14 protein-coding genes and 1 pseudogene are annotated in these 10883 nt (G+C 72.0%); 13 read left to right on the top strand and 2 right to left on the bottom strand.

Going from position 1 to position 10883, the window contains the following annotated elements:
• Positions 1–91 precede the first annotated feature (91 nt).
• Complete coding sequence (locus tag PSH25_RS07415; RefSeq protein ID WP_238658288.1) at positions 92–697, bottom strand: TetR/AcrR family transcriptional regulator; 606 nt, start codon at positions 695–697, stop codon at positions 92–94.
• A gap of 211 nt (positions 698–908) precedes the next feature.
• Between PSH25_RS07415 and proS the strand changes: the two genes are divergently transcribed.
• The 12 genes from proS (at position 909) to PSH25_RS07355 (ending at position 9146) form a co-directional block, all read left to right on the top strand.
• Positions 909–2315, top strand: coding sequence for a proline--tRNA ligase (gene proS, locus PSH25_RS07410; protein WP_238658287.1), 1407 nt, complete (start codon positions 909–911; stop codon positions 2313–2315).
• A gap of 1 nt (position 2316) precedes the next feature.
• Positions 2317–2985 (top strand): ribonuclease FAU-1 family protein, encoded by a 669-nt coding sequence (locus PSH25_RS07405; RefSeq protein ID WP_238658286.1) that lies wholly within the window; start codon positions 2317–2319, stop codon positions 2983–2985.
• Positions 2986–3214: 229 nt separating this feature from the next.
• Positions 3215–3715: a 30S ribosomal protein S16 gene (gene rpsP, locus PSH25_RS07400; RefSeq protein ID WP_238658285.1), complete on the top strand. Its 501-nt coding sequence runs from the start codon at positions 3215–3217 to the stop codon at positions 3713–3715.
• Positions 3690–3950: an RNA-binding protein gene (locus PSH25_RS07395; RefSeq protein WP_238658289.1), complete on the top strand. Its 261-nt coding sequence runs from the start codon at positions 3690–3692 to the stop codon at positions 3948–3950. The genes rpsP and PSH25_RS07395 overlap by 26 nt, the downstream gene beginning before the upstream one ends.
• Positions 3950–4504: a ribosome maturation factor RimM gene (gene rimM, locus PSH25_RS07390; RefSeq protein WP_238658284.1), complete on the top strand. Its 555-nt coding sequence runs from the start codon at positions 3950–3952 to the stop codon at positions 4502–4504. Before PSH25_RS07395 ends, rimM begins: the two co-directional genes overlap by 1 nt.
• A gap of 11 nt (positions 4505–4515) precedes the next feature.
• Positions 4516–5289, top strand: coding sequence for a tRNA (guanosine(37)-N1)-methyltransferase TrmD (gene trmD / locus PSH25_RS07385; protein WP_238658283.1), 774 nt, complete (start codon positions 4516–4518; stop codon positions 5287–5289).
• Positions 5290–5432: 143 nt separating this feature from the next.
• The gene (rplS, locus tag PSH25_RS07380) at positions 5433–5789 is read left to right on the top strand and encodes a 50S ribosomal protein L19 (protein ID WP_030487486.1); all 357 of its coding nucleotides are present in this window, start codon (positions 5433–5435) and stop codon (positions 5787–5789) included.
• 181 nt (positions 5790–5970) lie between these two features.
• Entirely contained in the window at positions 5971–6840 is an 870-nt protein-coding gene (gene lepB / locus PSH25_RS07375; RefSeq protein WP_238658282.1) for a signal peptidase I, read from the top strand.
• A gap of 10 nt (positions 6841–6850) precedes the next feature.
• Positions 6851–7486 (top strand): signal peptidase I, encoded by a 636-nt coding sequence (gene lepB, locus PSH25_RS07370; RefSeq protein ID WP_196921530.1) that lies wholly within the window; start codon positions 6851–6853, stop codon positions 7484–7486.
• A gap of 48 nt (positions 7487–7534) precedes the next feature.
• Positions 7535–8020, top strand: coding sequence for an NUDIX hydrolase (locus PSH25_RS07365; protein WP_238658281.1), 486 nt, complete (start codon positions 7535–7537; stop codon positions 8018–8020).
• On the top strand, positions 8014–8826 hold the full coding sequence (locus PSH25_RS07360) for a ribonuclease HII (RefSeq protein WP_238658280.1): 813 nt from the start codon (positions 8014–8016) through the stop codon (positions 8824–8826). The genes PSH25_RS07365 and PSH25_RS07360 overlap by 7 nt, the downstream gene beginning before the upstream one ends.
• Positions 8823–9146 (top strand): DUF2469 domain-containing protein, encoded by a 324-nt coding sequence (locus PSH25_RS07355; RefSeq protein ID WP_007075222.1) that lies wholly within the window; start codon positions 8823–8825, stop codon positions 9144–9146. Before PSH25_RS07360 ends, PSH25_RS07355 begins: the two co-directional genes overlap by 4 nt.
• Positions 9147–9209: 63 nt before the next feature.
• Here PSH25_RS07355 and PSH25_RS07350 read toward each other — a convergent pair whose 3' ends face one another.
• Positions 9210–10352, bottom strand: a complete 1143-nt coding sequence (locus PSH25_RS07350) for a sulfite oxidase (protein ID WP_238658279.1) — start codon at positions 10350–10352, stop codon at positions 9210–9212.
• 245 nt (positions 10353–10597) lie between these two features.
• Between PSH25_RS07350 and PSH25_RS07345 the strand changes: the two are divergent.
• Positions 10598–10883 (top strand): annotated as a pseudogene (locus tag PSH25_RS07345) (murein hydrolase activator EnvC family protein); the annotation flags it as partial.

The raw sequence follows: 10883 nt of genomic DNA, 5'->3' as shown, positions 1-10883 counted from the left end.
GGGTGTGCGGTGCGGGGGCGTCGGCCGGCGGGGCGGGCGCGGGCATGGGCGAGCGGGTGTGGGGGTCAGGGGGGTGCCCGGGGTGCGGGGATCAGGGGGCTGGGCGGGTGGCGGCGGCACTGAAGAGGCGTACGGCCAGGTCGGCGAGGGCCGTCGCGGTCTGCTCGATTGGTTCGCGGGGGAGCACGATGTGGCTGACCACCAGGCGCACGATGGTGTCGGCGGCGAAGGCCAGCGCGGCCTGGTCCGCTCCGGGCAGGTGGTCGCCGGCCCAGTCGATCAGTGCTCCGGACGCCTCGGTGAGCACCACCTCGGCACGGGTGGTGAGGTACGGCAGTAGCTCGTCCGACCCGCCCCGGGCGCTGGTCAGGATCGCCTTGACCAGCGGGTTGTCCGCCGCCGTGGAGAGGGTGTGCGCGATGGCGGCGTACGCGCCGGCCCGGACGTCGGAGCCGTGTGCGAGCAGCGCGTCGCGAACGTCGCCGACGAACCGGTCCACCTCGGCGCGGGCGAGCGCCTCGGCGAGGCCCGCCTTGCTACCGAACTCGTTGTAGACGGTCTGCCGGCTCACCCCGGCCGTGGTGGCCACTCCGCCCATCCGGACCGCGTCCCATCCGGCGGCGATGGTCCGCGCGCGGGCGGCGTCCACGATCGCGTCCCGCAGCCGCTGGCGTGGGGAGCCCGTCGAGGTAGCCATGGTGGTCGAATTCTACGGGCGCACCCTCGGCCCGCCCAGCGTCGTCGGCTCGCCCGGCGTTGTCGGCTCGCCCGGCGTCGTCGCGAACCATCGGTGGGATGGCACCGCACGGAGGCGGGAGGGGCACCGGGCGGGCGCGGAGTGCGCCGGCGCACGGCGTGGCGACTCCCGGACGCGGTGTCCGCCCGCGTGGCGCATAGGATGTGCGGTCATGGCACGCGTGCTCACTCCCCGTGCGGAGGATTTCCCCCGCTGGTACCAGGACCTGATCGCCAAGGCGAAGCTGGCCGACAACGGCCCGGTTCGCGGCACCATGGTCATCCGACCGGCCGGCTACGCCATCTGGGAGCGTATGCAGGCTGAGATGGACGCTCGGATCAAGGCGGCGGGTGCGGAGAACGCGTACTTCCCGTTGTTCATCCCGGAGAGCTACCTCAAGCGCGAGGCGCAGCACGTCGAGGGCTTCTCGCCGGAGCTGGCGGTCGTCACCCACGGTGGTGGCAAGCCCCTGGCCGAGCCGATCGTGGTGCGTCCTACCAGCGAGACGGTCATCGGCGAGTTCATGGCCAAGTGGATCGACTCGTACCGGGACCTGCCGCTGCTGCTCAACCAGTGGGCGAACGTGGTCCGGTGGGAGCTGCGTCCGCGGATCTTCCTGCGTACCAGCGAGTTCCTCTGGCAGGAGGGGCACACCGCGCACGCCACCCGCGAGGACGCCCGGGCGTACGCGCGGCGGATCCTGCACGAGGCGTACGAGGATCTGATGGTCAACGTGATCGGCATTCCGGTGGTGGTCGGCCTGAAGACGACGCGCGAGCGGTTCGCCGGGGCGACGGCCACGTACACCTGCGAAGGCATGATGGGCGACGGCAAGGCGTTGCAGCTGGGCACCAGCCACGAGCTGGGCCAGAACTTCGCCAAGGCGTTCGACATCAGCTACTCCTCGAAGGAGGGCGGCCGGGAGCACGCCTGGACCACCTCCTGGGGCACGTCCACCCGGATGTTGGGTGGCCTGATCATGGCGCACGGCGACGACAACGGCCTGCGCGTGCCGCCGAGGCTGGCGCCCATCCAGGCGTACGTCATGATCGTCAAGGACGGTGACGGCGTCGGCGAGGCGGCGGCCAAGCTGCGCGACGGCCTGCGCGACGCCGGTGTCCGGGTCGCGCTCGACGACCGGACCGACACCCCGTTCGGCCGCCGGGCCGTCGACGCCGAGCTGCGCGGCTATCCGGTACGCGTCGAGGTGGGCCCCCGTGACCTGGCCGTGGGCAACGCGACGGTGGTGCGTCGGACCGACGGCTCGAAGACCCCGACGCCGGTGGCCGACGTGGTCGCCGCGGTGCTGGCCGCCCTGGAGACCGACCAGCAGGTGCTGCACGACCAGGCGCTGGCCAACCGCGAGTCGCGCACGGTGGAGGTGGCCACCCTGGCCGAGGCGATCGAGGCCGCCGCGACCGGCTGGGCGCGGGTGCCGTGGTCGGCGGTGGGCGTGGCCGGCGAGGCGGAGGCGAACGGTCAGGGCGTCACGGTGCGCTGCCTGCTGCGCGCCGACGGTTCGGTACCGGACTCGGAGGACGAGCCCGATCTGGTCGCCATCCTCGCCCGCGCCTACTGAGGTGCGGCCGGGCAACCCGGTCGACCGGTTCACGCCGGGCCGGCTGATCGTGCACCGCAACGTGCGGCTGGGGCGGATCGGGTGGGCCCGGCCGGCGCGGGTGGTCCTCGACGACGAGCGAGGGCTGCTGCTCTGGATCGCCCGGGACTCGCCGGTGGCGCACGAGGTGAACGCGGCGGGCCTGACCATGCGGGCGCTGCCGTTCGCTGACTGGATCACCCCGACGTACCGGCTGGCGGAGGGCCGGTGGAATGGCCCGCCACTGCTGAAGTTCCTGCCCACCGGGGCGGCGCACTCCGTCTGGTGGTTCCGGGACGAGCGGGGCCGGTTCGCCAACTGGTACGTCAACCTGGAGGAGCCCGCCGTCCGCTGGGACGACGGCCCGGTCGCCGGTGTCGACATGGTCGACCAGGACCTGGACGTCGTGGTGCGACCGGACCTCAGCTGGGAGTGGAAGGACGAGGACGAGTTCGCCGAGCGGCTCGCCTTCGGTGACGACTACTGGGTGACCGACGAGAAGGCGGTCCGTGCCGAGGGGGAGCGGGTGATCGCGCTCGCCGAGGCCGGCGAGTTCCCGTTCGACGGCACCTGGTGTGACTTCACACCCCCGCCGGAATGGGTCGTACCGGACAAACTCCCGCAAGGATGGGATCGTCCGCCGGTGCGCTGAGCGGTGTTCCAGGTCACCGGCAGCGCGGTGTACGGGTCCGATGCGCGCGATCGACAGCGGATCTGGCAGAATGGGTCGCTGGTATCCGGCGCGCGTCCGGCGCCCTCTAACCCGGGCGCGTCGCCAGTCCACCGAGTAGTCTCCGGCCCAACCCCACGGGTCCGGTCGGCGCTCACCCATGCACACCGCCCGCCTGGGCCGGTGAGATCGCAACAGGAGCGAAACAACTGTGGCCGTAAAGATCCGGCTCCTGCGGATGGGCAAGATCCGCAACCCGCAGTACCGCATCGTCATCGCCGACTCGCGCACCAAGCGTGACGGTCGGGCGATCGAGTTCGTCGGGGTTTACCAGCCCAAGGAAGACCCCTCGATCATCGAGGTCAAGTCGGAGCGGGTCCAGTACTGGCTGTCCGTCGGCGCTCAGCCGAGCGAGGCGGTGCAGCGGCTGCTGGAGCTGACCGGTGACTGGCAGAAGTACAAGGGCCTGCCGGCCCCGCCGCCGCTCCTGGTCGCCCCCGAGCGGGCCGACCGCAAGGCGGCGTACGAGGCTGAGGCCAAGGCCGCCGCCGGGCTCGCCCCGGAGACCCCGGCCAAGCCGGCCAAGAAGGCCGCCAAGGCTGCCGAGGCTCCGAAGACCGAGGCTCCGGCCGAGGCTCCGGCTGCCGAGGCGCCGAAGACCGAGGCTCCGGCCGAGGCCCCGGCCGCTGTCGACGCCGGTGAGCAGGCCTGACATGCCACTGCGTCCGGCGTTGGAGCACCTGGTCAAGGGCATCGTCGACCACCCGGATGACGTCCGGGTGCGGATGGTCGATTCCCGTCGGGGCAAGCGGCTCGAAGTCCGCGTGCACCCCGAGGACCTCGGCACTGTGATCGGGCGGTCCGGCCGGACCGCCAAGGCGCTGCGCCAGGTGATCGGCTCCATCGGCGGCCGCGGGGTTCGCGTCGACATCGTCGACTCGTACTGATGCAGCTCGTCGTCGGCAGGATCGGCAAGCCGCACGGTGTCCGCGGTGAGGTCACCGTGGAAGTGCGGACCGACGAGCCCGAGGCACGGTTCGCCCCCGGCACAGTGCTGCGCACTGAGCCGGGGGCGACACCCCCTCCACCCACCGATGAGCCCGGGGTGCCGTTCCAGGTCCCCGCGCAGCTCACCATCGAGGAAGCCCGCTTCCACCAGGGTCGGGTGCTGATCGCGTTCGAGGGCATCCTGGACCGCAACACCGCCGAGGCGCTGCGCGGGACGCTGCTCGTGGTGGACAGCGCCGACGTGGCCCCACCGGACGACCCGGAGGAGTTCCACGACCACCAGTTGGTCGGGTTGGCCGTGGTGACGCCGGCCGGCGAACGCCTGGGCGAGGTCGCCCGCATCGACCACGCACCCTCGTCCGACCTGCTGGTGCTGCGGCGGCCCGAGGGGCGTACCGCGTTGATCCCGTTCGTCCGGGCGATCGTCCCGGAGGTCGACCTGGCCGGTGGACGTGTGATCGTCGACCCGCCAGCCGGTCTGCTCGACCTTTAGGACCAGCCCGCATGCGCGTCGACGTCGTGTCGATCTTTCCGGAGTACTTCGCCCCGCTCGACCTGTCGCTGATCGGACGGGCGCGGGCCAACGGCGTACTCCAGCTCGCCGTGCACGACCTGCGGACCTGGACCCACGACGTGCACCGCACGGTCGACGACACCCCCTACGGTGGCGGGCCGGGGATGGTGATGCGCCCGGAGCCGTGGGGTGAGGCACTGGACGCCCTCGCGCCTGTCGACGCCCCGCCGCCCCGGTTGCTGGTGCCGTCGCCGGCCGGTGCCCCGTTCACCCAGGCCATGGCGTACGAGTTGGCGGCCGAGCCGCATCTGCTCTTCGCCTGCGGCCGGTACGAGGGGATCGACCAGCGGGTCCTGGCGCACGCCGCCACCCGGATGCCGGTCACCGAGGTGTCGCTCGGTGACTACGTGCTCTTCGGCGGTGAGGTCGCGGTCCTGGTCATGCTGGAGGCGGTCACCCGGCTGCTGCCGGGGGTGCTGGGCAACGCGGGCTCGTTGGACGAGGAGTCGCACGCGCACGGGCTGCTGGAGGCGCCGATCTACACCAAGCCGCCGAGTTGGCGTGGGCACGACGTGCCGGAGGTGCTCCGCTCCGGTGACCACGGCAAGATCGCCCGCTGGCGGCGCGAGGAGGGTCTGCTGCGGACCGCCGCCCGCCGTCCGGACCTGCTGGCCGCGCTGCCGGCCGACCGGCTCGACAAACGGGACATCGCGGCCCTGGACCAGGCCGGATTTCAACCTCCGCCGGGGGATGTGGCAAAGTAGGGGGGTTGCCGCATCCGTCCGCGCCCGCGGTCGGCTGCGAGGATCCCCGACCGGGGTCGGTCCGCCGATCACCACCCGGGAATCAGAATCACCCACCCGCGCACCGAGTGACGGTGCGCCGTGAGCCTTACGAGGACGCAGCGATGAACATCCTGGACGCCCTTGACGCCCAGTCGAAGCGGACCGACCTTCCCGACTTCCGGGCCGGTGACACCGTCAAGGTGCACGCCCGCGTCGTCGAGGGCAACCGGTCCCGTGTCCAGATCTTCCAGGGCGTCGTGATCCGCCGCCAGGGTGACGGTCTGCGCGAGACCTTCTCGGTCCGCAAGGTCAGCTTCGGCGTCGGCGTCGAGCGGACCTACCCGATCAACGGCCCGGGCATCGACCGGATCGAGGTCGTGACCCGCGGTGACGTGCGTCGCGCCAAGCTCTACTACCTGCGCGAGCTGCGCGGCAAGAAGGCCAAGATCAAGGAGAAGCGGGAGAAGCAGCCCAGCTGACTTCCCGCTCGCCACGCCGCCCGAGCTGCGCGTATGCCGTACCGACCAGAGCGCACTACCCTGGTCGTACGGGCGCAGCGAGGCGGCGGTCCCGCCCAGGTGGCGGGCAGTTGTCCACTACCGCCCGTGGAGCCTCGACGAGGCTCCCGGGCGGTGGTGTTTCTGCGGACCGGGGAGTGGCGTGGTGCAGACGCTTGACGAGGACGGCACCGTCGATCCGTGGCGCCGACGGGCTCGCCGCACCCGCCGGCAGATGCCTCTCTGGCAGGAGTTGCCGCTGCTGCTGGTGGTCGCGTTCTGCCTCGCGGTGCTGATCCGCACCTTCCTGCTCCAGGCGTTCTTCATTCCGTCCGGCTCGATGGAGGACACCCTCCTCGTCGGTGACCGGGTGCTGGTCAACAAGGTCGTCTACGACGTTCGTGACCCGCTGCGCGGCGAGGTGGTGGTCTTCCGGGGCACCGACCGCTGGGCGCCGCAGGTCGACGATCAGCCGAAGCCAGGTGTCGCCGGCCGGCTCGCCCGCACCGTCGGCGATCTGGTCGGGGTGAGTCGCCCCGGTGAGAAGGACTTCATCAAGCGGGTGATCGGTCTCCCCGGTGACCGGGTCAAGTGCTGCGACAGCCAGGGCCGGGTGACCGTCAACGGCACCCCGCTCAACGAGCCGTACGTCCTGCGGGACTCACCACTGGACCTGCCGCCCAACCCGGCGGAGTGTCGTTCCCGGCGCTTCGACGAGATCGTCGTACCGCCCGGTCAGATCTTCGTGATGGGCGACCACCGCGAGGTCTCCCAGGACGCGCGTTGCCAGGGGCCGGTGCCGATCGACAACGTGGTCGGCCGGGCCTTCACGGTGGTCTGGCCGTCGTCGCGGTGGAGTGCGCTGTCGGTGCCGTCGACGTTCGAGGACGTGTCCGGGCCGGCCACGGCGTCCTCCGGTGCGCCGCCGGCGCGACCGACTCCGCAGGGCGGTGCGCTGCTGATGCTGCCGTTGGCAGCCGCGCTCCGTGGTTCCCGCGCGTTCCGGACGGTGCCGTCCAGCCGGGCAACGTAGGCTCCTTGGCGTGATTGACGAGCAGACCGACAAGCCGCGCAGCTCCTTCTGGAAGGAGCTGCCGATCCTGCTGGGTGTGGCGATCCTGGTCGCGGTGCTGGTCCGCGCCTTCGTGCTGCAGACCTTCTTCATCCCCTCCCCGTCCATGGAAAACACCCTCAAGATCGATGACCGGGTGCTGGTCAACAAGCTGGTCTACGACTTCCGATCACCGCACCGCGGCGAGGTGATCGTGTTCAAGGCTCCGACCGAGTGGAGCGGCAACCCCGACGGTGAGGACTTCATCAAGCGGGTGATCGGCATCCCCGGCGACCACGTGGTCTGCTGCGACCCGGAGGAACGGTTGATGATCAACGGCAAGTCGCTTGACGAGCCGTACATCTTCTCCATGGACGGGATCCGCGACAAGCCCGCCGACCAGGAGTTCGACATCACCGTGCCGGAGGGCCGCCTGTGGGTGATGGGCGACCACCGCTCGGCCTCCGGCGACTCGCTGGAGCACTGGCAGCAGTCCGGGCAGAACATCACCGAGGCCACGATCCCCGAGGACGACGTGGTCGGCCGGGCGTTCACCGTCTTCTGGCCGGTCAACCGGGCCACCTGGCTGACCGTGCCCGACGGGTTCGACGGCATTCCCAAGCCGTAGGCCGACGGGGGCGTGGGCGATCCGTCGTCGGTCTGGCAGGCTGGTGCGGTGACCGTCTACACCCCTCGACGCGCGGCCCGCGTGCTGCTCGTCGACGCGGCCGGCCGGGTCCTGCTCTTCGAGGGCTTCGACCCGGCCCGACCCGGGCACCGATACTGGTTCACTCCCGGTGGCGGGCTCGATCCGCTGGAGTCCCCGGCGGCGGGCGCCGCCCGGGAGTTGGCCGAGGAGACCGGCCTGCGGCTCGACCCGGTCGAGTTGGGCGAGCCGGTCTGGTCCGACGCGACCGAGTTCTCCTTCGACGGCATCTGGTACCGCCAGGAGCAGGATTTCTTCCTCTTCCGGGTGGACTCCTGGCAGGTGGACACCACGGGCTTCAACGACATAGAGCGGCGCAGCATCGCCGACCACCGCTGGTGGCTCCCCGACGAGTTGGCTGCCAGCGGCGACCGGTTCTATCCGCCCGAACTGCCCGCCCTGCTGACCCGGCTGGGGCAGTCGACCACCTCGGGCCAGGACGAGGCGTCGTGCTGACCCCGCCGCGTACCGTGGTGCGCCGCGAGGGCGGCCTGTACGCCCTGGAGCGGGCGTTGCAGCGGCGTGGCTTCCGACACGTCGCCGGTGCCGACGAGGCGGGCCGGGGGGCGTGCGCCGGTCCGCTGGTCGCCGCCGCGGCGGTGCTGCCCGAGGGACGGCGCGGCGAGATCGAGGGGCTGGCCGACTCGAAGCTGCTCACCCCGGCCAGCCGGGAACGGGTGTACGCGGAGGTCGTGGACCGCGCGCTCGCGTACGCCGTGGTGGTCATCCCGGCCGAGGAGGTCGACGCCCGGGGTCTGCACGTGTGCAACCTGGCCGCGATGCGCCGGGCCCTCGCCTCGCTCACCACCCGCCCGGAGTACGTGCTGACCGACGGTTTCGGCGTGGACGGTCTGGGCGTGCCCGGGCTGGCGGTGTGGAAGGGCGACCGGGTGGCCGCGTGCGTGGCGGCGGCAAGCGTGCTGGCCAAGGTCACCCGGGACCGGCTCATGGTGGAGCTGGACGGGGTGTACCCGGCGTACGGGTTCGCCGAGCACAAGGGCTACATCACCCCGGAGCACTCGGCGGCGCTGCGGGAGCACGGGCCGTGCCGGGAGCACCGGTTCTCGTACGTCAATGTCGCCGCGGTCTCCGGCCGCGACGGCCGGCCGCCGCGCGCCCGACGGCCCGGCGGCCACGCCCCGGATGAGCCGATGGAGCGCTCGTGGGCGTCAGGGGGTACCGTCGGCGTGGCGTTGGGCGAGCAGCCTCGGCCTCCGACGCCGGTGGGGGAAGATGTGGCCATGGAAGGCGGAGTGCGATGAGCGCGGAAGATCTCGAGAAGTACGAGACCGAGATGGAGCTGCAGCTCTACCGGGAGTACCGCGACATTGTCCGCCAGTTCTCCTACGTGGTGGAGACGGAACGCCGGTTCTACCTGGCCAACCAGGTAGACCTGCACGTGCGTAACTCCGACGGCGAGGTCTACTTCGAGGTCGAGATGCACGACGCCTGGGTGTGGGACATGTACCGTCCTGCCCGCTTCGTGAAGAACGTCCGAGTGATGACCTTCAAGGACGTCAACGTCGAGGAGCTGGAGAAGCCCGACATCTCGCTGCCCGCCGACTCCGGCTTCGGCGGCTGAGCGCACCCGAGCCGCCGGGCCGTGCCACGGGCCCCCCACCCGTGGCCTGACACCCGCCGCCGATCACTCGGCCGGCACCACGACCTCGACCCGCTGGACCATATTGTTGGCGAAGCCGCCACGGTTCCACGGTTGCTCGACCGGCTGGGTCCGCCCGGACGCGTCGGTCGCCCGCGCGCCCAGCACGTACCGGCCGGGGGTGGCCACCCACTCGTGCCGCCAGCGCCGCCAGGCGAAGTCCCCCGCGTCCGTCGGGTCCAGCTCGGCCGGCGTCCAGCTCTCCCCGCCGTCGGTGGTCACCTCCACGGCGACCACCGACGCGTGCCCCGACCAGGCCCGACCATCCAGGGTGCACGGGCCTGGCCGCAGCACCCGGCGGCGGGACATGAAGTCGGGGAAGCCGGGCGGGCGGACCAGCGCACGCGGCTCGATCCGGGTGACCGGCACGCCCGGGTCGTCGGCGTCGCGGCGTACCCGGTAGGCCACCGCGTTCTGGTACCCCTCGAACGGCTCGGTCCGCAGCTCGACGGAGTGGACCCACTTCACGTGCGCCATGCCGTACCAGCCCGGCACGATCAGCCGCAGCGGCGCGCCGTGCTGCGGCAGCAGGGGAGCGCCGTTCATCTCGTACGCCAGCAGCACCTCCTCGCGCAGCGCGTCGGCGACCGGAAGCGCCCGCTGGTAGTCCTGCTCGACCCCGCGCTCCACGCCGTGATCGGCGCCGGTGAAGACCACGTCCACCGCGGCCGGATCGATGCCCGCCTCCCGCAGCAGCGGAGCGAGGGGAGTGCCGGTCCACTCCGCGTTGCCGACCGCCTCGACCAGCCAGGGCTGGCTGACCGGCCGGGGGTGCAGCAGGGCCCGCCCGTTGCCGGCGCACTCCAGGGTCACCTGCCGGGTGACCCGGGGCCGCTCGCGCAGGTCGGCGAGGGTGACCGTCAGTGGCCGATCCACCGCCCCGCAGACGGTCAGCGTGTGCGTCGTCGGGTCGACCTCCGGAATGTCGTAGTGGATCAGCAGGTAGTGCAACCCGGCCGGGGTGACGTCGTAGCGCAGCGCCTCCAACGGGATGCCGTGGTTGCGGGCCGCGAGCTGCAACTCCTCGGCGCTGATCGTCTCGTCCGGCTCCGCGAGCCGGGACGGCCCGCTCACGTCGGCCACCGTCGGCCCGGTGGGGGACGGCGTCCGGTCATCGAGAGTGGTCATGCGAGCCTCCCCGGTACAGACGGCGGCACCCGCCGTACGCGGCCCAGCCTAGGCCCTCGGCGGCGGCCGGAAAACGGCGCCGGAGGTACGGCGGCGTTCGCGCGACGGCCCGTGGACTGCGTCCGACCGCCCCGGGCATAGCAGATCATCGAGGGCGTTGGGTGGTCGTCCACAGCACCTCCGGTTGTCCACAGCCGCGTCGGCGAGGCTGGCGGACGACCCCGCGTCGGCCGGAGGCTGCCGTCATGCGACCGCCATCCGTCCGTTCGATCCGCCGTACCGTGCTGCTCTGCGCCGCGCTCCCGCTCGCCCTGACCGTCCAGCTCTGCGGGCTGGCGGTGCTGGTCGCGGCGGTGCCCGGCCAACCACCGACGCCGACCGAGCCGGTCGCGGCCCTGATGGTCCCGGTCGCGGGTCCAGCGCCCGCCGGGCGGTTCCGCTGGCCGGTCGACGGGCCACCCCGTCCGGTACGCCGGTTCGACCCGCCGCCCCGACCGTGGCTGCCCGGCCCCCGGGGCGTCGACCTGGCCG

This window comes from Micromonospora foliorum (assembly GCF_022229015.1).
Classification (GTDB): domain Bacteria; phylum Actinomycetota; class Actinomycetes; order Mycobacteriales; family Micromonosporaceae; genus Micromonospora; species Micromonospora foliorum.
The sequence above is the reverse complement of the archived record's forward strand: the minus strand, read 5'-3'. Positions and strand labels throughout refer to the sequence as shown.

What these genes read in the sequence shown, in the direction of transcription:
- PSH25_RS07415 (WP_238658288.1), bottom strand. Translation starts at nt 697, where the DNA reads ATGGCTACCTCGACGGGCTCCCCACGCCAGCGGCTGCGGGACGCGATC.
- proS (WP_238658287.1), top strand. Translation starts at nt 909, where the DNA reads ATGGCACGCGTGCTCACTCCCCGTGCGGAGGATTTCCCCCGCTGGTAC.
- rimM (WP_238658284.1), top strand. Translation starts at nt 3,950, where the DNA reads ATGCAGCTCGTCGTCGGCAGGATCGGCAAGCCGCACGGTGTCCGCGGT.
- trmD (WP_238658283.1), top strand. Translation starts at nt 4,516, where the DNA reads ATGCGCGTCGACGTCGTGTCGATCTTTCCGGAGTACTTCGCCCCGCTC.
- rplS (WP_030487486.1), top strand. Translation starts at nt 5,433, where the DNA reads ATGAACATCCTGGACGCCCTTGACGCCCAGTCGAAGCGGACCGACCTT.
- PSH25_RS07355 (WP_007075222.1), top strand. Translation starts at nt 8,823, where the DNA reads ATGAGCGCGGAAGATCTCGAGAAGTACGAGACCGAGATGGAGCTGCAG.
- PSH25_RS07350 (WP_238658279.1), bottom strand. Translation starts at nt 10,352, where the DNA reads ATGACCACTCTCGATGACCGGACGCCGTCCCCCACCGGGCCGACGGTG.